Origin of the sequence: Luteimonas sp. MJ250 (assembly GCF_039548455.1) — a bacterium.
GTDB lineage: Bacteria > Pseudomonadota > Gammaproteobacteria > Xanthomonadales > Xanthomonadaceae > Luteimonas.
Genome location: NZ_JBCLVB010000012.1, coordinates 260,858 through 281,717, shown reverse-complemented (window position 1 = coordinate 281,717; position 20,860 = coordinate 260,858). Strand labels below are relative to the sequence as shown.

Here is a 20,860-nt window from a genome sequence, read left to right as displayed (position 1 = left end):
CGGCGGGTGGTCGAAGGCGGGGGTGGGAGTGTGGCTCACTGGTTCTCCGCCTGCGGCTCCCCGGTCGCGGCATTGTTCGACAGCGACCAGACGTACGAACCCACCAGGCGGGCGCGGGTCTCGCCGAGCAGTTCGCGGTGCGCCGGCATGACGCCGTGGCGACCCTGGTTGATGGTTTCCATGATCGATTCCACCGAGCTGCCGTACATGGCGTAGTCGTCGGTCAGGTCCGGCGCGCCGAGGGCCTGGTTGCCGGTTCCGTCGATGCCGTGGCAGGCGACGCAGACGCCCTCGTACAGGCCCTTGCCCTGCGCGGCGAAGAAGTCGCTGGCGGGGACTTCGCCTGCAAGCGAGCGTGCATAGGTGGCGACCGACAGCACCGCGTTGTCACCGCCCATGCCGGTGAGCACCGTGCCCCACTCGGGCATCACGCCCTGGCGCCCGTCGAGGATGCTGGTGAGGATCTCGTCCTCCGAACCGCCCCAGTGCCAGATGTCGTCGGACAGGTTCGGATAGCCCACCGCGCCCTGCGCCGAGGATCCGTGGCAGGTCGCACAGGTGTTGGCGAAGATCGCCCGCCCGAGTTCAACCGCCCGCGGATCGGCGGCCAGCGTGGCGATCGACTTGCCGTCGTAGGGGCGGAAGGTGACGGCAAGGATCGCGTCCTGCTTGGCCTTGTCGGCGTCGTGTTCGCCCGCCGAAGTCCAGCCGCCAAAGCCCTTGAAGTTGCCGAAGCCCGGGTACCACAGCAGGTAGCCGACCGCGAATACCATGGTCAGGTAGAAGCCGATGATCCACCAGCGCGGCAGCGGCTTGTTGTATTCGGTGATGTCGCCGTCCCAGACGTGGCTGGTTTCCTCGGGCTTGGGGTCGCCCGGGCGGCGGCGGCTTGTCCAGGCCAGCAGGTACCAGAGGCCGCCGATGTTCAGCAGCACAAGTGCGATGACGTAAATGCTCCAACCTGTGCTCATTGCCGGGGCTCCAGGAAATCGTCCTCAAGGGGCAGCTGCGCGGCTGCGTCGAACTCGGCCTTGTGCGAAGGCCGCCAGACCCAGATCCAGCCGCCCACGAACAGCAGCAGCAGGGACAGCGTGACCAGCCCGCCGATCATTGCGCTCCCTCCACGTCCGCCGCGGTCGGCGTTGCAGCCGATGTGACCGCGGGTGCGTGCAGGCCGAGGCCCTGCAGGTAGGCCACCACGGCGTCGAGCTCGGTCTTGCCGGCGACCACCGCCGCGGCGCCGTCGATGTCCTCGTCGCTGTAGGGATCGCCGATGCGGCGCAGGTTGCGCATGTTGCGGGTGACTTTTTCGCCGCTGACCGGCGTGGTGGCCAGCCACGGGAAGGACGGCATGTTCGATTCCGGCACCACCGCGCGCGGATCGACCAGGTGCACGCGGTGCCAGTCGTCGGAATAACGGCCGCCGACGCGCGCAAGGTCGGGCCCGGTGCGCTTGGAGCCCCACTGGTGCGGGCGGTCGTAGACGGATTCGCCGGCCAGCGAATAGTGGCCGTAGCGTTCGGTCTCGAAGCGCAGGGTGCGGATCATCTGCGTATGGCAGTTGTAGCAGCCCTCGCGGACGTAGACGTCACGGCCGGCGAGCTCCAGCGCGGGGTAGGGCTCGACGCCCTCGAGCGGCTCGATGGCCTCGGCCTGGTACATCAGCGGCACGATTTCGGTCAGGCCGCCGAAGGACACGGCGACGGCGATCAGGCCGATCATGAGGCCGATGTTCTTCTCGATCTTCTGGTGGCCGTTGGACGGCGCCGGGGTCTTTTTATCCGTCATGTCAGGCTGCCTGGGTCGAAGCGCGGGCGTCGGAGGGGTCTGGCGGCAGCACCGGCTGCGGCACCGGGTCCTTGGCCGCCTGGAAGGTCTTCCATGTATTGACCGCCATCAGGCCCATGCCGGCAAGGATCAGCAGGCCGCCGCCGAAGCGCACGAGGTAGTAGGGATAGGTGGCGTTGAGCGACTCGACGAAGCTGTAGGTCAGCGTGCCGTCGGCGTTGGTGGCGCGCCACATCAGGCCCTGCATCACGCCGGCGATCCACATCGAGGCGATGTACAGCACCACGCCGACGGTGTGCAGCCAGAAGTGCGTGTCGATCCACTTGACCGAATGCATCTCCTTCAGGCCGAGCACGCGCGGCATCAGCGAGTAGATCGAGCCGATGGTGATCATCGCCACCCAGCCGAGGGCGCCGGCGTGCACGTGGCCCACCGTCCAGTCGGTGTAGTGCGACAGCGAGTTGACCGTCTTGATCGAGAGCATCGGGCCCTCGAAGGTGGCGATCATGTAGAACGACAGCGCCACGATCAGGAACTTCAGGATCGGGTCGGTGCGCAGTTTGTACCAGACTCCGGAGAGCGTCATGATCCCGTTGATAGCGCCGCCCCAGCTGGGGGCCAGCAGGATCAGCGAGAACACCATGCCCACCGACTGCACCCAGTCGGGCAGGGAGGTGTAGAGCAGGTGGTGCGGGCCGGCCCACATGTAGACCGCGATCAGCGCCCAGAAGTGGACGATCGAAAGGCGGTAGGAGTAGATCGGGCGCCCGGCCTGCTTTGGCACGAAGTAATACATCATGCCGAGGAAGGCGGTGGTGAGCAGGAAGCCGACCGCGTTGTGCCCGTACCACCACTGCACCATGGCATCGACCGTGCCGCTGTAGACCGGATACGACTTGTCCCAGCCGGACGGGATGGCGATGTTGTTGACGATGTGGAGCAGGGCGATGGTGATGATGTACGCGCCGAAGAACCAGTTGGCGACATAGATGTGCTGCACGCGGCGCTTCATGATGGTGCCGAAATACAGCACCGCGTACGACACCCAGACCACCGCGATGGCCCAGTCGATGGGCCACTCGAGCTCGGCGTATTCCTTGCTCTGGGTGATGCCCAGCGGCAGGGTGATGACCGCGGCCACCAGGATCGCCTGCCAGCCCCAGAACACGAAGGAGGCCAACTTGTCCGAGATCAGGCGGACGTGGCAGGTGCGCTGCACCACGTGCAGGCTGGTCGCGAACAGCGCGCTGACGCCGAAGGCGAAGATCACGCCGTTGGTGTGCAGCGGGCGCAGGCGGCCGTAGCTGAGCCACGGAATGCCTTCACCAAGGGTCGGCCAGTACAGCTGGGCGGCGATGAACACGCCGACCGCCATGCCGACGATGCCCCAGACCACGGTGGCGATGGTGAACTGGCGCACCACCTTGTCGTTGTAGAAGCCGGACCTGGCTGCGTCGGAACCGCTGATGTCGGCCAGGGCCGTCGCGGTGGCTGGGGTCGAGGACATGGGCACGTGACCTTGGTTTGCTGGTTGTCTATTTTCCGGTGTCCGCCCACGCCTGGACTTGATCACAGTCAATGCCGGGGGCTGTTTCGACTGACACCGCGAAGCGTTGCGCGCATGGGCCGGACGGAACCGCGCACCGGCGGATGCTGCATCCGCACATTATAGGCTCCCGCATCGAGAAAGGGGCGCGGCCTGCCGTGGATGCAGTATCCCGCGATGGTGCGCCCGGGCCGATGACACGGGTCAAGCGGCAAGCAGCATCCAGACGATTCCACCCGGGTGATGCGTGCGGGCGATCGAATAGATGAAGCCGAACACCGCCAGCGCGGCCAGGTAGCTGGCGATGCGTGCACGCGGCGTCCGTCCGCGCCGGAGGGCGAACACGCCCAGGACAACGTAGACCACCAGCAATACGAGCTTCATGGCCAGCCAGCCATTGCCGAACATCGCGCCGGGCAGGATGGTGAGCAGCATCAGCGCGGCGGTGAGCAGCGTGGTGTCGATGGCGTAGCTGGTGTAGCGCACGGGAGCCGCCAACGCCCAGCGCTGCATGCCCGCCTGCACCAGCAGGCCACGGAGCGCGAACAGCAGGCCGCTTGCGATCACCGTGGATACATGGACCATCTTGATCTGCGGATAGAACTCGATCATCGATTCACCCCGGGCGTCCGTCCCTGCGCGGCGAGAGGTAGATCCTGCCAAGCCTCAGCACCCACGGCCCCAGCGCCACCAGCCAGCCCGTCGCGGCAACGGCCCACCACGCACCGGGGTCGGCCGAGACGTCGGCCAGGATGCGCACGACAGTAACCGCCTGGATCGCCGCGAAGGCGAACCAGGCCACGGCCGGCATCTCGATCTTCCGGCCCGAATGGCCCTGCGTCACCCGGGTCACCATGGCCACCAGCACGCTGCCGAAAAAGCCCACGAACAAGGCGTGCGCCGGCGCACGACCGAGGATGAAGCCGTCGCCCGCGAAGTGGACCAGGCTCTGCACCGCATACAGCGCGAAGGTCACCGGCAGCCAGGCCAGGCCCAGGAACAGCACCGCCAGGATGCCGGGCTTGGGGCCGCGTGGCCACCAGCGCCAAAGCGCCAGCAGCGACAGCGCCAGCAGCGGCAGGTCGGCGAGCCACAGCCAGGCGTAGGCGTGCACCAGCTCCAGGCCGAGGTGCAGCAGGCAGAACGCCCAGAACGCGGCCAGCAGCCACAGCGGCCGCCATGGCGCATAGCCGGGCACCACGGTGGAGGCGAAGAACGGGAACATGCGGTGCGCCACCGTCAGGTAGACCGGCAGCAGCAGCCCGAAGGTGCCGAGCTTGATGCTCGCGAAAATCCACTGCGGCGAGCCGGACAGCATTCCGCCCCCGAATGCGGCCAGCCCGAGCCAGCCCAGCAGCAGCGCGGCGAAGCACGAGCGCGCATGCCAGGTGCGGTTGCGGTCGCGCAGCACGAGGTCGCCGAGGAAGCACAGGCCGGCCGTCCAGCCCGCAAGCGTCATCGCCACGCCGACCTCGATGCCGGCGGGCGCGCCGAACGCACCCAGCAGCACCGCGAGCTGGCCGCCGAACATGCCGGCTCCCACCGGCAGGTAGTGCCAGCGGGCGGCATCAGGCAGCCCCATCCATTTGGGGAACGTGGTCAGCAGGAAGCCGAAGATGAAGCTCGGCAGCATCTGGTACTGCATGACGATGGCGTGCAGCCAGCCGGCATACGGATCGGGCTGCGGCATCCGCAGCAGGTCCGGCCAGCGCGCCGCGAGCAGCCACGCCGCCCACCAGGCCATCGCCAGCAGGACGTTGCCGGCGCCGACGAAGAACATCAGGCGATGCGGAGCGACGGCCAGTAGCCGCGGCGACATGTGCTGGTCGGGTCGTGTATCCATGGCGGCCAGTGTGGACCGCGTGCCGGCGTCACGGCCTTGATCCAGGTCAGCGCGAACGCGCATCCGGCGCGCATGGCGGGACATGCCGCTGCCAGAACGAAAAAGGGGCGGACATGCGTCCGCCCCCGGGTGCTGCTTCCACGAAGCTGCTCAGGCCTCGTTGTGCGCCTCGCCGCCGATCATGGCGGGCGTGCGGGCCCGGCCCGGCGCCAGCCACAGCGAAGCGACGAACATGGCCATCAGGACCCCGCCGATCGCGAACACGATGTCGCCCGGCGTGCGCAGCCAGACCAGCACGTCGATGATCGGACGCCCCATGAACTCGGCCGAACGGGCGTACCAGTAGCCACGCTCGATGTTGGCTTCCAACTGCAGGAGCCCCATCGGCAGCAGGGTCAGCACCGCCATCAGCGCAAGGCCGATGTTGAACGACCAGAATGCCGAGCGAATCAGGCCCTCGCGCCAGACCAGGTCGGGCTTCAGGCCGCGCAGGCAGTACAGCATCAGGCCCATGCCCAGCATGCCGTACACGCCGAACAGCGCGGTGTGGCCGTGGGCCGCGGTCAGGTTGGTGCCCTGCATGAAGTACAGCGCGATCGGGGTGTTGATCAGGAAGCCCAGCAGGCCGGCACCGATCAGGTTCCAGAAGCTGACCGCCAGAAAGAACATGATCGGCCACTTGTAGCGCTGCATCCACGGCGTGGCGCGGCCGGTCTTCCAGGTGTCGTACGCCTCCAGGCCGATCAGCGCCAGCGGCACCACTTCAAGCGCCGAGATACTTGCTCCCACGGCGATGATCGCGGTTGTCGTGCCGGCGAAGTACAGGTGGTGGAACATGCCCAGCACGCCGCCGGCCATGAACACGATGGTTGCGAACAGCACCGCGATCGTGGCCGACCTGCCGCGCACCAGCCCCAGCTTGACGAAGATGAAGCTGATCACCGCGACCGCGAACACCTCGAAGAAGCCTTCCACCCACAGGTGCACGATCCAGAAGCGCCAGTAGGTAATGATCGAGATGTGCGAGTGCTCGCGCCACATCAGGCCGGCCGCGTACAGCAGGCCGATGGCGACCACCGACAGGAACAGCAGGCCTGCGATCGAGGACATCTCGTCCTTGCGCTTGAGCGCCGGCCACAGGGCGCGACCCATCAGCACCAGCCACAGCATCAGCCCGATGAACAGGTAGATCTGCCAGAAGCGGCCGATGTCGGTGTACTCCCAGCCCTGGTGGCCGAACCAGAAGTTGCGGGCCAGGCCGAGCTTGTTCATCACCGCCATCCACTGGCCGGCGAAGGAGCCCACCACGATCAGGATCAGGCTGACGAACAGGAAGTTCACCCCCAGGCGCTGGAACTTCGGCTCATGCCCTGAAATCGCAGGCGCGAGATACAGGCCGGTGGCCAGCCAGGCCGTCGCGATCCACAGGATCGCCAGCTGGGTGTGCCAGGTGCGGGTCAGCGTGTAGGGCAGGATCTCGGCCAAGGGCAGGCCATAGGCCGCCTGGCCCTCCACCTGGTAGTGGGCGGTGGTCGCACCCAGCAGGATCTGCACCAGGAACAGGCCCATCACCAGCCAGAAGTACTTGCCCACCGCGCGCATCGAAGGAGTGATCCTGATGGACAGCGAGGGATCGGTAGCCGGCGGCACCAGCGGTGTCTCTTTGCCGTGCCAGACGGCGTAATGCCAGACCAGCAGCGCGATGCCGGCGATCATCAGCAGGATGCTGAACATCGACCACATGAAGCTGCTGGAGGTGGGCGTGTTGCCGACCATGGGGTCGTGCGGGAAGTTGTGGGTGTAGCTGATCTCGCTGCCGGGTCGCTCGGTCACCGTGGCCCAGGCGGCCCAGAAGAAGAAGCCCGACATCAGCCGGCGATGCTCTGCATCCGGGATCGGGTTCTCGCGCAGCGCGTAGGCCTCGCGCAGTCCGGCGCCTGCGGGATCGCCGGAGAACACGCTGTCGTAGTGCGCGGCGACCACGTCGATCGCCCGCGCGCGCTCGTCGGAGATCACGAGCGTGTCGGTGGCTTCGTCATAGGTGTTGCCGCGCAGGTCGGGGCGAAGCTGTGCCTCGAGCCTGGCCTGGTCATCCGCGGCAAGTGCGTCGTAGGTCATGCCGTACTGCGCCTGCGCGCGCATGTCCAGCATCGCCAGGGCTTCCTTGTGCAACCACTCGGCCGACCAGTCGGGCGCCATCAGCGCGCCGTGGCCCCAGATCGAACCGATCTGCTGGCCGCCGAAGCTCTGCCAGACCACGCGGCCGGTTTCGAGCTCCTCTTTGGTGAACACCGTCTGGCCGCTTTCGGTCACGATGGCCGTGGGCAGGGGGGGCGCCTGTTGATGGATCTCGCGCCCCATCCACAGCATGATCGCGAACGTCACTGTGAGCAGGGCACCCAGCCCCCACCACAACCGCTTGGTTGTATCCATTGGCACGTTTCTCCGCATGTGAAGGCGGCGTCATCGTGGTGGTTGGTGTGGGAAAAGAAACTGACCTGGGTCAAGCAGTGGAGCAGGGCCGGTGCATGCTCGGCCGCGCGGCCATCGAGTCGTCCCGCGAAGCCTTACTGCTTCCAGAGCACGGGCGTCGCCAGGGCGCCAAGGCGGGCCTGGTCGATGATCTCGAGTTCGCGTCGATCCACCCGCAGCAGGCCGTCGGCCTGGAAGCGCTTGAGCACGCGGCTGACGGTTTCCGGCGCCAGGCGCAGGTAGTTGGCGATGTCGGTGCGCGCCATGGTCAGCTGGAACCGGTCGGGCGAGAACCCGCGTGCCGCCAGCCGGCGCGACATCATCACCAGGAACGCGGCCAGGCGCTCGTCGGCCGTCCAGTCGCCGGCAAGCAGGGCGGCGCGGCCGATGTCGCGGCTGAGCAGCCGGAACAGGTGCTGCTGCAGGCCCGGCAGGCGGCCGGCCAGCACCGAGATCTTCGGGAACGAGAACCGGCACAGCATCACCGTGTCGAGCGCCACGGCGTTGCACGGATAGGTGTCGCCGTCGATGCCGTCGAGGCCGATCACCTCGCCCGGGAAATGGAAGCCGAGCACGTGCTCGCGGCCGCTGGGATCGATGACGTAGGTCTTGACCGTGCCCGCGCGAACCGCCGCGATGGCTTCGAAGGGATCGCCGACGCGGAACACGTGCTCGCCGGCGTGCAGCGGGCCGACGTGCTCGACCAGCATGTGCAGTTCGCCCAGCGATGCCTTGTCCATGCCCTGGGCCATGCAGGCCTGGGAGAACGCGCAGGTCGAGCAGAAATGGAATGCGTCGCCGTCGTCGGCCAGCACGCTGGGATCGACGCGCGGGAACGCGATCTTGTTCACCACGGACAGGCCTCCCGTGGCGTCAGATGGCGCGGGAGAAGCGGGGCCGGGTGTCGGATTCGGCGGCGGCGGCGGGGGCGAAATAGCGGTCGAAGCACATGGCAATGTTACGCAAGAGCAGCCGTCCGCGCGCGGTCACCTTGATCCTGCCCGGCTCCACGCGCACCAGTCCATCGGCTTCCAGCGGCGCGAGTTTCACCAGGCCATCGGAGAAATACTCCCTGAAATCAATGGCGTGTCGACGCTCGAGCGCCTCCATCGGCACCTCGGCCTGGCACATCAGCTGCTGGATCAGGTCGGCGCGGATCACGTCGTCCTCGTCCAGCTGCATGCCGCGAAAGACCGGCAGCCGGCCTTCGTCGACCGCGAACTGCCAGGAGGGCAGGTCGCGCGGGTTCTGGCTGAAGGTGTCGCCGATGTGGCTGATCGCGCTCACGCCCAGGCCGATCAGGTCACTGTCGGCGTGCGTGGTGTAGCCCATGAAGTTGCGGTGCAGGCTGCCGCGGGCCTGGGCCATGGACAGGTCGTCGTCGGGCAGCGCGAAGTGGTCCATGCCGATGTACTGGTAGCCGGCGGCGGACAGCCTGGTGATCGCCAGCTCCAGCAGGCCGAGCTTTTCCTCGGCGCCGGGCAGGTCCCCGGACCTGATCTGGTTCTGCGGGCGGAAGACTTCAGGCAAGTGCGCATAGCCGTAGACCGCAAGCCGGTCGGGGCGCATCTCGACCACCGTATCGAGCGTGCGCGCGAAACCCTCCGGGTTCTGCTTCGGCAGGCCGTAAATGAGGTCGACGTTGACCGAGCGGAAGCCGCTTGAGCGGCAGGCCTCGACCACCGCGCGGGTTTCCTCGACCGACTGGATGCGGTTGACCGCCTCCTGCACCGCCGGATCGAAGTCCTGCACGCCGAAGCTGGCGCGGTTGAAGCCGATCCGGCCGAGCTCGGCGACGTCGGCGGGCGACACGAAGCGCGGGTCGAGCTCGATCGAAATATCGCTTTCTTCCGGGCGCGCGAAGTGGAACTGCCGGCGCAGCGCATCGACCAGCTCGCCGATCTGGTCGGGGCCCATGAAGTTGGGCGTGCCGCCACCAAGATGCAGCTGGATCACTTCACGATCGCGATCGAACAGCGCGGCGGTCATGTCGATCTCGCGATACAGCCGCGTGAGGTAGGTCCCGGCGCGAGATTTGTCGCGGGTGATGATCCGGTTGCAGCCGCAGTAGAAGCAGGGGCTGACGCAGAACGGAACGTGCACGTACAGCGAAAGCCTGCGCGGGATGGGATCGCCATTGCTGGCGGCCGCGGCATCGCGCAGCTGCTCTTCGCCAAATGCGTTGCTGAACTGCGGCGCGGTGGGGTAGGAGGTATAGCGCGGGCCGGGCCGGTCGTAGCGGCGCAGGAGTTCGGCGCTGAAGGGAAGGGATGCGTCCATGGGATGGGATCGTGCAGCAGCCACGGAGTGCGCGCCTTGATTCGGATCAAGGGTTTGCGTGGCCCGCGATCGCGGGGAAGTCCGAACCTTCGCTTGACCGCGCTCAAGCACCGCGACGCTGGCAGCGGCTAGGATGCGCAACTCATCCGTTCATCCGCATCCTGGAGCCAAGCATGAACACCAAGCGCCTTGCCCACCTGATTCCCCTCGCCGCGGCGCTCGCGCTGGCTTCCGCCGCGATCGCCGGCGAACCGTCCGCGGAGGCCGGGCAGGCCTCCTCGCCCGAGGTCGAGACCATGGTGCAGGCCGAGGTCGCCGTACGCGGCAGCGTCACCGCCATCGACGTCGAGAAGCGTCTGGTGACCCTGGACACCGGCACCGGGACGCGCGTGCTGCCGGTCGATCCGCGCGTCACGGGAATCGATGAGCTTCGTGTCGGCGACGTGGTCGACGTGCGCTACCACCGGTCGGTGCTGTTCGACATCCAGCCCGGCGGCAGCGCCGAGCCGGGTGCCTACATCAACGAAGGCCTGCATCCGTCGAATGGTGGACAGGTGGGCGAACAGGAAGTGACCGTGCTGGCGGCGGTGGTCGAGGTCGATGCGGCATCGGGGGCGTTCACCGTGCAGGGCCCGACCGGCAACGTCCGCACGCTGCACGCCGAGACGCCCGAGCATCGCGAAGCCGTGGGCCGGATCAAAGTCGGCGACCTGCTGAGGGTGCGCTTCCGCGAAGGCCTGGCGGTGTCGGTGGCGCAGGCCGAACTGCATTAGCAAGGCCGGGCGCGTCCACGTGGCGCGCCCGAAGCGACGGGACCCGACCGGCAGGAGGCCACATGGGGCGTCATCGATCCACGGATGGATCCGGGCTGGCGGCAGTGCTGGCCATCGCGACAGCGCTGGCCGCAGCCGGGCCCACGCCGGCGCATGCGCAGACCGTTCAGAAATGCATCGACGCTGCCGGCCACGTCACCCTCACCAGCGCTGAATGCGGCGTCGGGCAGCGGCTTGCTGGGCGCTATGACGCCGTTCCCGAGCCCGCCACCGCGGCGCGACAGGTGGATGCTGCCCGGCAAGCCGGCCCGAATGTTGGCGCGGGCGTGCGTGCGGGCGCGCGCAAAGCGCGTCCCGCCCGGCCGCGGACACGCGGCAAACCGGCACCCGACCGCTGCCGGGCCGCACGCGAGCGCCGTGAGCAGACGCTGCGCCGCGTCGGCTTGAAGCGAACGTTCGACCTGTTGCGCCGACTTGATGACGAAGTCTGGGCCGCGTGCGCCCGGACTGGCGGCTGAGCGCTGCCTGCAACGCCTGGTCCCTGCGGCCGCTTGACCTTGCCATCTTGGGAAGGATTAGGCTGTGCGTATGAACCAGGAGCGACATGTCCATGACCACCGCCACAGTCAGCACCGGGCTGCGCCTCGCCGTTGAAGGAATGACCTGCGCGTCCTGCGCGGGCCGCGTCGAGCGGGCCGTGAAGCAGCTCCCGGGGGTGGAAGACGCCAGCGTGAACCTCGCCACCGAGGTCGTCGAAGTCCGCGGGCCGGCGCTGCCCGCCGCAGCGGACATCGCCGCTGCGATCGGGGCGGCGGGCTACAGCGTCGCCACGGACGACGTGGACCTGGCCATCGAAGGCATGACCTGCGCGTCCTGCGCGGGTCGGGTCGAGCGGGCGCTGACGAAGGTGCCTGCTGTGATCGAGGCATCGGTCAACCTCGCCACCGAGCGCGCCAGGGTGCGCACGGCCGGTGCAGTCGACGTGGCGAAGCTCGTGGCCGCCGTGGAGGCCGCGGGCTACGTCGCGCGGCCTCCGCAGGCAACGCCGGCTGCAGCCGAACATCCGGTCTCCGCAGCCGGCCGCCGGCCGCTTTCGAAGGAAGCCCGCCACCTGCTCATCGCCGCCATCCTGACCGCGCCGCTGGTGCTGCCGATGGCCGGGATGCTCTTCGGCCAGCACTGGATGCTGCCCGGCTGGCTGCAGTTCGCGCTGGCCACGCCGGTGCAGTTCTGGCTGGGCGCGCGCTTCTACCGCGCCGGCTGGCACGCCCTGCGCGCCGGCACCGGCAACATGGACCTGCTGGTGGCACTCGGTACTTCCGCCGGTTACGGCCTGAGCGTGCACAACCTGCTGCAGGGCTCCGCCGAGCTCTACTTCGAAGCCTCCGCCGCGATCATCACCCTGATCCTGCTCGGCAAGTTCCTCGAGGCGCGCGCCAAGCGCCAGACCACCGAAGCCATTCGCGCGCTGCAGGCGCTGAAGCCATCGACCGCACGCGTGCGCACCGCCGCCGGCGACGTGGACGTCGCAGTCGAGCAGGTGAGGGTAGGGGACCTGGTCGTCGTGCGCCCGGGCGAGCGCTTTCCCGTCGATGGCCAAGTGCGCGAAGGCCGCACCCACGCCGACGAGTCGCTGATCACCGGCGAGTCGCTTCCCGTCGCCAAGGACGCCGGCGACCGTGTCACCGGCGGCGCCGTCAACGGCGAAGGCGTCGTGGTGGTCGAAACCCTGGCCATCGGCAGCGAGACCGCGCTGGCCCGCATCATCCGCCTGGTGGAGGACGCACAGGCGAAGAAGGCCCCGATCCAGAAGGCGGTCGATCGCGTCAGCGCGATCTTCGTGCCGGTGGTGGTGGCCATCGCCGTGGTGACCCTGCTGGCCTGGGGCCTTGTGACGCAGGACTGGAACGCCGCGATCCTCAACGCCGTGGCGGTGCTGGTGATCGCCTGTCCCTGCGCGCTTGGCCTGGCCACGCCCACCGCGATCATGGCCGGGACCGGCGTTGCTGCACGCTCAGGGATCCTGATCAAGGACGCCGAAGCGCTCGAGCTTGCGCACAAGGTCGGGGTCGTGGCCTTCGACAAGACCGGCACCCTGACTGCAGGCGAGCCGCGCCTGGTCGAAGCGATCCCCGCCATCGGCGACCGCGAAGCGCTGCTTGCACTGGCCGCCGCGCTGCAGAGCGGCAGCGAACATCCACTGGCCCGGGCCGTGCTGCGCGAAGCGACGCCGGTGGCCGCCGCCTCCGATACCCGGGCCCTGCCGGGACGTGGCCTGAAGGGACGCGTCGACGGCCGCGAAACGTGGCTTGGCAACCTGGCGCTGATGCAAGAAATCAAGGCCGATGTCGGCGACCTCGGCACCCGCGCAAATGAGCTGGAGCGCAGCGGCCACACCTTGTCCTGGCTGGCCGCGGGAGAGGGCGATGCGGTGCGGGTGATCGGTCTGCTGGCCTTCCGCGACGAGCCCCGTGACGGCGCGCGCGCCGCCGTTTCGCGCCTGCACCGGCTCGGCATCCACACGGTCATGATCTCGGGCGACAACGAAGGTGCGGCGCGCAGCATTGCCGGCAGCCTCGGCATCGACGAGGTGCACGCCAACGTCCGTCCGGAACAGAAGGTTGAAGTGGTCCGCAAGCTCAAGGCACGCGGCGTGGTCGCCATGGTCGGCGACGGCATCAACGACGCCCCGGCGCTGGCGGCCAGCGACGTCGGCATCGCCATGGGCTCGGGCACCGACGTGGCCATGCACGCCGCCGCGGTCACCCTGATGCGCCCCTCGATCACCCTCGTGGCCGATGCCATCGATGTCTCCCGGCGCACCACGGCCAAGATCCACCAGAACCTGTTCTGGGCCTTCGCCTACAACGTGGTCGGCATCCCCTTGGCCGCGATCGGCCTGCTTGATCCGATCTTCGCCGGCGCGGCCATGGCGTTCTCTTCGCTGAGCGTGCTGGGCAATACGCTGCTGTTGAAGCGCTGGCGGCCGGCGCCGCCCGAGGCCGGCAAGGAGACAGGCCATGTCGCGTAAACCACCGCCGCCGGAGCTTGGCGAAGCACGCGAGCAGGGCTTCCACAACATCGGCGAGGCCGCCGGCCTGTCCGGAGTCACCGCCAAGATGATCCGCCACTACGAGAGCATCGGACTGATCCCCGAAGCAGCGCGCACCGCGGCCGGCTACCGCCTCTACAGCAGCCAGGATGTGCATCGGCTGCGCTTCGTCAAACGTGCGCGCGCACTGGGTTTTTCGATGAAGCAGATCAAAGTCCTGCTGGCATTGTGGTCGGACCGGTCCCGCGCCAGCGCCGAGGTCAAGTCGCTGGCGCTGGACCATGCCCGGGATCTGGGCGAGCGCATCGCCGAAATGCAGGCCATGCAGCGGACGCTTGAGGAACTCGCGCGGCGATGCCGCGGCAACCAGCGCCCGGACTGTCCGATCCTGGATGACCTGGGCGGGAGCGCCTGATGGCCACGTCGCGCGCTGCCGAATCCCGTGCCGCCGGCAGGTCGTCCGCCAGGGCTGCCGCTCCCGCCATCGCCCGTGACGACGGCTGCGTGCGCGTCCGCGGTGCCCGCGAACACAACCTGCGGGACGTCGACCTCGACGTACCGCGAGATCAACTGGTGGTGTTCTCCGGCGTGTCGGGATCGGGCAAGTCGTCGCTGGCGTTCGGCACCATCTATGCCGAGGCGCAGCGCCGGTACTTCGAATCGGTGGCGCCGTACGCGCGGCGCCTGATCGACCAGGCCGGGGTGCCGGACGTCGACTCCATCGAAGGCCTGCCGCCCGCGATCGCTCTGCAGCAGCAGCGCGGCGCCGGCAATGCGCGCTCCAGCGTCGGCAGCGTGACCACGCTGTCGAGCCTGGTGCGGATGATGTATTCCCGCGCCGGTGCGTACCCGGCCCGGCAGCCGATGCTGTACGCCGAGGACTTCTCGCCCAACACGCCACAGGGTGCGTGCCCGCGCTGCCACGGTCTCGGCCACGTGTACGAGGTGACCGAAGCGCTGATGGTGCCGGATCCGTCGCTGAGCATCCGCGAGAAAGCGATCGCTTCGTGGCCGCCGGCGTGGCACGGGCAGAACCTGCGCGACATCCTGGTGACGCTCGGCTACGACATCGACAGGCCCTGGAAAGAGCTGCCGAAGAAGGACCGCGACTGGATCCTGTTCACCGAGGAGACCCCGGCCGCGCCGGTGTATGCCGGGTTCACCCCGGCCGAGACCCGCGCCGCGCTCAAGCGCAAGGCCGAGCCCAGTTACATGGGCACCTACACCGGCGCGCGTCGCTACGTGCTGCACACGTTTGCCACCACCCAGAGCGCGCTGATGAAGAAGCGCGTGTCGCGCTTCCTGGAGGGCCGGTTGTGCCCGGAGTGCGACGGCAAGCGCCTCAAGCGCGAGGCGCTGTCGGTGACGTTTGCCGGGGTCGACATAGGCGAGTTTTCGCGCCTGTCGCTGGATCGGTTGGTGGAGTTGCTGCAGCCGATCGCGGAGGGCGACTTTCCCGTCGACGCCGGCGAGGGCAGCAGCAGAGCCAGCGCGACCGGGCGCGACCGGGCCAGGCGCGCCGCCGCGAAGCAGGCCACCCATGCCGCCGCGCCCGACGTGCGCCGCACCCCGGCGATGTCCGAGGAGAAACGGCTGGCCGCGCAGCGTCTTGCGCAAGGCGTCATCGGCCGCCTGCATACCCTGCAGGCGCTGGGGCTGGGCTACCTGTCGCTGGATCGCAGCACGCCGACGCTGTCGCCGGGCGAACTGCAGCGCCTGCGGCTGGCCACCCAGCTGCGCTCGCACCTGTTCGGCGTGGTTTACGTGCTTGACGAGCCGTCCGCCGGCCTGCACCCGGCCGACAGCCAGGCGCTGTACGGCGCGCTGGAGCAGCTGCGCGACGCCGGCAATTCGGTGTTCGTGGTGGAGCACGACCTCGAACTGATGCGCCGCGCGCAATGGCTGGTCGATGTCGGCCCCGATGCCGGCGAACGCGGCGGGGAAGTGCTGTACAGCGGACCGCCGGAAGGGCTGGCGGCGATCGAAGCGTCGCGCACGGCGCAGTACCTGTTCGGTACCACCCCGGCGCCGGACAGCCATGAGCGCGCCCCGTCCGGGTGGCTGGAGCTGCAGGGCCTGTACCGACACAACCTTCGCCGGCTGGACGCGCGCATACCGCTGGGCGTGCTGACTGCCGTCACCGGCATTTCCGGCTCTGGCAAGTCCAGCCTGATCGCACAGGCCCTGGCGGAACTGGTCCGCCTGCACCTGGGCCACGAGCCCGAGGACAGCGATGACGAGGCCCCCGATGCGCCGTCGGCGTTCGAGCGCACCCGCGGGCATCTGGCTGGCGACATCGATGCGGTGCAGCGCCTGGTGCAGGTCGACCAGAAGCCGATCGGCCGCACGCCGCGCTCCAACCTGGCGACCTACACGGGACTCTTCGACCACGTGCGCAAGCTGTTTGCCGCCACGCCCGAAGCCCGCCGACGCCGCTTTGACGCCGGGCGGTTTTCATTCAACGTCGCCAAGGGCCGCTGCGAGACCTGCGAAGGGGAGGGCGTGGTCAGCGTCGAGCTGCTGTTCATGCCCAGCGTCCACGCGCCGTGCCCCACCTGCCATGGTGCGCGGTACAACGAGGCCACGCTGCAGGTGCAATGGAATGGCCGCAACATCGCCGACGTGCTGGGCATGACGGTGGAGCAGGCCGGAGAGTTTTTCAGCGAACAGGGTGCCATCGCCCGCCCGCTGCACCTGCTGCGCGAGATCGGCCTGGGCTACCTGCGCCTCGGCCAGCCGGCCACCGAGCTGTCCGGAGGCGAGGCCCAGCGCATCAAGCTGGCCACCGAACTGCAGCGCAGCCAGCGTGGCCGCAGCCTGTACGTACTCGACGAGCCGACCACCGGCCTGCATGCCGCCGACGTCGACCGTCTGATGGTGCAGCTGCACCGGCTTGTGGAGGCGGGAAATACAGTGGTGGTGATCGAACACGAGATGCGCGTGGTGGCGCAGGCGGACTGGGTGATCGACATGGGCCCGGATGCGGGTGAACGCGGAGGTCTGATCGTCGCCGAGGGGCGGCCGCGGGATGTGGCCAAGGTGCGGGGCAGCCGGACGGCGGAGTACCTGGCGTCTGCGTTGGAGGGCTCCGCCTAGGGGCATGCCGCTGGCGTCCGCCCTAGTTTTTACATAATGTGCATTATGCGAAGTGCTGGGCGGAGGTGGAACAGAGCGATCCCGGCCGCACTCTGCCAACTGCTTGATTGCCGCGGAGGAAGTTGATTGACGCCGAGGAATTGCCCTGACGCTGACCAACAACCGCCCAGTTGTCGCCTAACAATCGCCCGCGTTTTGAATTGCCGCCAACAAGTCGCCCAACAGGATCAGAAAGTGCCGTCAACTAGCCCGGTTGTTGCTGGAGAGTCACAAGCAATCACGTGCTGTTGTACGCGTCGATGTCTCCCCAGTAGCCGCGCTAACCCTACCCATCGACGTCCCCCCGGTGGGCACCGCACTCTTTTAGGCTTCGCCACGGCACTCTTGGGGCACCTTACGAGCATGGTTGAGTGCACCTCGGTGACGGGCCGCATACACGGATGCACCGTAGGGCGGATCCCGCATCGTTAGAGGCACCGTTGTCCGGCTGTTTTGGGTGTCTGCCGCTGACAACTTTGAGCCTCCTGCACGGAAAGTCTGCACCATGTAGGCAGACCACTTTGGGCCGAAGCCGATATGCGAGGGACAACCCTGCATCAGTTTGTCGTCGGCGCGGAGAGCCCTGAGCGGGTTCGCGCCCGCGAAGTGCTCATACATGCACACGTCGCGACCTTCGGCGCGCCAACTGCCGCTCGATTAGCCCACATTGATGTCTCGCCCTAGACCAGTGCCGCGCCGATGGCATTTATGGCGTCCTTATCGCCCGGACCATAATTGGCTGCTACCCCAATGAGAGATGCGTCGCTAACTGATTGAATCCATGGAATTAGCTGAGTCCAGCTAAGATTAGCGAGCAATGGAGATCCTTGCTAATCCACTTGCACCGCGGGGTTGGTGTCGCTGTCCCCTATCCGTGTCATTTGCGAGGCTGGCCCGATGCAACCCTCAAGCGCCGTGACCGTGACGCGTTCCGATACCGGTGGGAGTTGTCTGGATGACTGGCAGCGAACGGCTATGACTTCCGTCGAAAGAACGGCTCTACGCCGCAACCCGCAACGAAGTCAGGAACACCTTGGGCCGGGTCGAACACCGTCAGATCAATCGCCAGCTCCGGCGGTGATCGTTGGATCTCCGGTTGCATGGACGTCAGGCACGCTCGCGCTGCGCCTTCTGCCTGGCCAGGCTCTACGCCAAGCACAATCAATAGCGAGACAACCTCCGGACTCTCTTCTGGCGCCGTTTGGATCAGATAAGCCGACGTCACGGAGCTTTGCTGGGCCAACGTACGCGTCAGCACCGGGACTAGCCAAGACGGCTGCCGTTCTGCGGAGCCAAACCAGGAGGGGCCACCCGACCAAGGGTCCTTCCTGACCTGAACGATCGTTCCTGTAGCCAGCAAGGATTCGATCTCTTCCGGGTACAGCACTGCGCCGCCATCATTCGGATTGAGCATCAAGATCGCTCCGCGCGTGATTTCGAGCAGCTCGCGACCTGTGAAGGTCACGATCCGCGCAGATTTGCCCGCGGCGACGGCCGCCTTGGACTCAGATGTGAAGAAGGGCAGCGTGTCGAAGCCATCAGGGTGCTTGAACTGAATCAGGCGGAACTTTGCACAGTCGTCCGAGATCGGAACATGGGCATACACCGTGGCCTCAAGCAGGTACTGGAAGAACTCCTGCTCTGCTTCGGGGTTTCCACGAGCCCGCTCTAGGCGCTCTTCGAGTTCGCTCTCACTGATCATTTGCTGGGTTGTTAGCTACTCGGCACCAGGCTCGGAGACTTTAACGCGATTTCTGGGACTACGACCGCCCTTCTTCGTCGCCGGCTTTCGCCGAGGAGACGAAGGACTATTTCTGCGTACTGCGGCCTCAAGAGCCGCGGGTAGATCCTGCAGCTTGGCCAGTTGTTTCTCCACCGCATCGGCCCGCGCCCGCTGGACCTCAGCCTGCCGCTGGGCGTCAATGGCCTTGGTGTTGCTTTGCTCCACAGCCCGGAGGTGGGACTTCTCTGCCGCTGCGTGCTCCTTTTGAAGGGCCGAAAGAAGGCTTTTGAGCTCCCTGCTCTCCTGACGCGCACGATCAACTTCTGCGTGGGCGCGATCCTCAGTCGCCCGCACATGGTTGGTCAGCGCCTCACGCTCAGATTGGCCGGCGTCCTGAAGGTCCTGCAGCCGCCTCTCGGCCGCTTGCCACGCGGATTCGGCGTCCGCAGCTCGCGACATCGCGGCGTCGCGCTGATGGGCGAGCTCGGTGAGCTGGCCCTCGAGCTGGTTGACCAGTCGCTTCAGTTCGGCCGCTTGGGCGGAAGCGAGGTGTTCGGAGTGGGTTGCGGCATCGACCTGGCTGCGTAGAGCCGAGGCCTCGAGAACGAAAGCCTCATGTTCAGCCTGGAGCGCGGCCTGTGCCTCCTGGAGGGCTGTGCGGTCCGCCGCCACCGCCTTTTGGGTGGTGTCACTGGCGCTCTTCAGCGCCAGCCGCCACAGATCCCCCGCCAGCGCGGCCACGGCGTCTGGTGCGGCCGGTACCGAGAGACGGACCTGCTGCGCCTGCAACCGTTGGCCGAGCCGCTGCCACCAGGTCTCGAGCCAACGCGTCACGGTGTTTGGGGATCCGGTGCCGAGGTGGGCACGGATGCGCTCCACGGTGGGTCGTTCGCCGGCGGCGACGATCTCGTCGGCCGCAGTGTGGACGTCGGATTCGGTGATACCACGTGCCATGTGTGCCTCCTACGCGCGCGCCCTGCCCCGCACTTGACGTACTGGTGATAAGTGATGATTATCGTGGCTATAAGGTTTTAAGCGTAGTAAATACTACATACTATGAAACATATTTCCACAAATCCGACCCTCGCTGCGACGGCGTCTGGCATGACGCTGCCCGTGCAATTGGCGCAGCAAGCAGCGGACGCCGTGCGCGAATTGCTCGCGGAAGCCGCGGCCGAGAACACGACACGCAGCTATTCCAGCGCCCTGCGCTACTGGGCGGGCTGGCACCAAGCGCGCTACGGCATCGAACTCACGCTGCCGGTCCCGGAGGCCGCCGTGCTGCAATTCGTGGTCGACCACGTGGTCCGCCGCAATGCCGATGGTGAGCTGGTTTGGGAGCTACCGCCGTCCGTCGACCAGGCGTTGGTCACCGCAGGCCTGAAAGCCAAGCTCGGTCCCTGGACGCTGTCGACTGTGCGACACCGGGTCGCGGTGCTGTCCACGGCGCATCGGCTCAAGCAGCTCCCAAATCCATGCGAACAACCGGCGATTCGCACGGTGCTGAGCCGCGCCGCTCGTGCGGCGGTCAAACGTGGCGAGCGGCCGCGCAAGAAAACCGCCATCACCCTGGCCGAGCTCGAAGCCATGCTGGCCACCTGTGACGACAGCCTCGAAGGCGTACGCGACCGTGCCCTGCTCTGCTTCGGCTTTGCCAGTGGCGGTCGTCGTCGCAGCGAGATCGCCGCCGCGGACATGAGGGATCTGCGCCGGATCAGCGACAAGGGCTACATCTACCGACTCGAGCACAGCAAGACCCAGCAGGCCGGCGTGACGGCGAACTCGACACCGGACAAGCCCGTCCTCGATCGGGCGGCGCGCGCACTGGAAGATTGGTTGGAGGCGTCCGGGATTGCCGAGGGGGCAATCTTTCGGCGGCTGTGGAAACGTCGCGTTGGCCCTGCCCTCTCCCCTGCCGCGGTGGGGGAGATCGTGCAACGGCGTGCACAGCAGGCAGGCTTAGAGGGGGATTTTGGCGGTCACAGCCTTCGCTCCGGGTTCGTGACCGAGGCGAGCCGCCAAGGCGTATCGCTGCCGGCGATCATGCAATTGACTGAGCATCGGGCAGTGTCGAGCGTAGTCGGATATTTCCAAGCCGGCGGAGCAACAGCCAACCCGGCTGCCCGTCTCCTCGAAGACTGATTAACGCATAAGCCCGAGGCGAGGTGATCACCATGCCATGTGGCCAGCTGCCCTTGCCCGCAAGCGGCAACTAAGCGTCTTTGAGACTCTTGCCTGCCCGACCAGA

Annotated in this window: 17 protein-coding genes; 6 read left to right on the top strand and 11 right to left on the bottom strand. The window is 67.3% G+C overall.

The window, feature by feature from the left end; all coding sequences use genetic code 11:
- Window positions 1-35: 35 nt before the first annotated feature.
- The 9 genes from ccoP to hemN form a co-directional block, all read right to left on the bottom strand.
- The gene (gene ccoP, locus WCE37_RS10965) at window positions 36-971 is read right to left on the bottom strand and encodes a cytochrome-c oxidase, cbb3-type subunit III (protein ID WP_343253934.1); all 936 of its coding nucleotides are present in this window, start codon (window positions 969-971) and stop codon (window positions 36-38) included.
- On the bottom strand, window positions 968-1,111 hold the full coding sequence (locus WCE37_RS10960) for a cbb3-type cytochrome c oxidase subunit 3 (protein ID WP_343253935.1): 144 nt from the start codon (window positions 1,109-1,111) through the stop codon (window positions 968-970). The genes ccoP and WCE37_RS10960 overlap by 4 nt, the downstream gene beginning before the upstream one ends.
- Window positions 1,108-1,788 carry a cytochrome-c oxidase, cbb3-type subunit II gene (gene ccoO, locus WCE37_RS10955; protein ID WP_343253936.1) on the bottom strand — a complete coding sequence of 227 codons (681 nt, stop codon included), beginning with the start codon at window positions 1,786-1,788 and terminating at the stop codon, window positions 1,108-1,110. The genes WCE37_RS10960 and ccoO overlap by 4 nt, the downstream gene beginning before the upstream one ends.
- A 1-nt stretch (window position 1,789) precedes the next feature.
- Entirely contained in the window at window positions 1,790-3,295 is a 1,506-nt protein-coding gene (gene ccoN, locus WCE37_RS10950) for a cytochrome-c oxidase, cbb3-type subunit I (protein WP_343279392.1), read from the bottom strand.
- Between the two features lie 243 nt (window positions 3,296-3,538).
- A complete protein-coding gene (locus WCE37_RS10945; protein WP_343253938.1) occupies window positions 3,539-3,946 on the bottom strand; it encodes a SirB2 family protein in 408 nt (135 codons plus the stop codon).
- A gap of 4 nt (window positions 3,947-3,950) precedes the next feature.
- The gene (locus WCE37_RS10940; protein ID WP_343279391.1) at window positions 3,951-5,177 is read right to left on the bottom strand and encodes an NnrS family protein; all 1,227 of its coding nucleotides are present in this window, start codon (window positions 5,175-5,177) and stop codon (window positions 3,951-3,953) included.
- Window positions 5,178-5,327: 150 nt separating this feature from the next.
- Window positions 5,328-7,610: a nitric-oxide reductase large subunit gene (locus tag WCE37_RS10935; protein ID WP_343279390.1), complete on the bottom strand. Its 2,283-nt coding sequence runs from the start codon at window positions 7,608-7,610 to the stop codon at window positions 5,328-5,330.
- A gap of 134 nt (window positions 7,611-7,744) precedes the next feature.
- Window positions 7,745-8,500 carry a helix-turn-helix domain-containing protein gene (locus WCE37_RS10930; RefSeq protein ID WP_343253941.1) on the bottom strand — a complete coding sequence of 252 codons (756 nt, stop codon included), beginning with the start codon at window positions 8,498-8,500 and terminating at the stop codon, window positions 7,745-7,747.
- A 22-nt stretch (window positions 8,501-8,522) separates the two neighbouring features.
- Window positions 8,523-9,929 carry an oxygen-independent coproporphyrinogen III oxidase gene (gene hemN / locus WCE37_RS10925; protein WP_343279389.1) on the bottom strand — a complete coding sequence of 469 codons (1,407 nt, stop codon included), beginning with the start codon at window positions 9,927-9,929 and terminating at the stop codon, window positions 8,523-8,525.
- Between the two features lie 173 nt (window positions 9,930-10,102).
- Here hemN and WCE37_RS10920 point away from each other — a divergent pair, with 173 nt between their 5' ends.
- From WCE37_RS10920 to WCE37_RS10900, 5 genes are all read left to right on the top strand, one after another.
- A complete protein-coding gene (locus tag WCE37_RS10920) occupies window positions 10,103-10,702 on the top strand; it encodes a hypothetical protein (protein ID WP_343279388.1) in 600 nt (199 codons plus the stop codon).
- A gap of 62 nt (window positions 10,703-10,764) precedes the next feature.
- Window positions 10,765-11,220 carry a hypothetical protein gene (locus tag WCE37_RS10915; RefSeq protein ID WP_343279387.1) on the top strand — a complete coding sequence of 152 codons (456 nt, stop codon included), beginning with the start codon at window positions 10,765-10,767 and terminating at the stop codon, window positions 11,218-11,220.
- A gap of 92 nt (window positions 11,221-11,312) precedes the next feature.
- The gene (locus tag WCE37_RS10910) at window positions 11,313-13,733 is read left to right on the top strand and encodes a heavy metal translocating P-type ATPase (protein WP_343279386.1); all 2,421 of its coding nucleotides are present in this window, start codon (window positions 11,313-11,315) and stop codon (window positions 13,731-13,733) included.
- Window positions 13,723-14,169, top strand: coding sequence for a Cu(I)-responsive transcriptional regulator (gene cueR / locus WCE37_RS10905; protein WP_343279385.1), 447 nt, complete (start codon window positions 13,723-13,725; stop codon window positions 14,167-14,169). Before WCE37_RS10910 ends, cueR begins: the two co-directional genes overlap by 11 nt.
- On the top strand, window positions 14,169-16,850 hold the full coding sequence (locus WCE37_RS10900; protein ID WP_343279384.1) for an excinuclease ABC subunit UvrA: 2,682 nt from the start codon (window positions 14,169-14,171) through the stop codon (window positions 16,848-16,850). Before cueR ends, WCE37_RS10900 begins: the two co-directional genes overlap by 1 nt.
- A gap of 1,012 nt (window positions 16,851-17,862) precedes the next feature.
- Here WCE37_RS10900 and WCE37_RS10895 read toward each other — a convergent pair.
- Entirely contained in the window at window positions 17,863-18,591 is a 729-nt protein-coding gene (locus WCE37_RS10895) for an enhanced serine sensitivity protein SseB C-terminal domain-containing protein (protein WP_343279383.1), read from the bottom strand.
- Between the two features lie 15 nt (window positions 18,592-18,606).
- Window positions 18,607-19,566 carry a DNA-binding protein gene (locus WCE37_RS10890; RefSeq protein ID WP_343279382.1) on the bottom strand — a complete coding sequence of 320 codons (960 nt, stop codon included), beginning with the start codon at window positions 19,564-19,566 and terminating at the stop codon, window positions 18,607-18,609.
- A gap of 150 nt (window positions 19,567-19,716) precedes the next feature.
- Here WCE37_RS10890 and WCE37_RS10885 point away from each other — a divergent pair, with 150 nt between their 5' ends.
- Window positions 19,717-20,754 carry a tyrosine-type recombinase/integrase gene (locus WCE37_RS10885; RefSeq protein WP_343279381.1) on the top strand — a complete coding sequence of 346 codons (1,038 nt, stop codon included), beginning with the start codon at window positions 19,717-19,719 and terminating at the stop codon, window positions 20,752-20,754.
- Window positions 20,755-20,860: the final 106 nt, after the last annotated feature.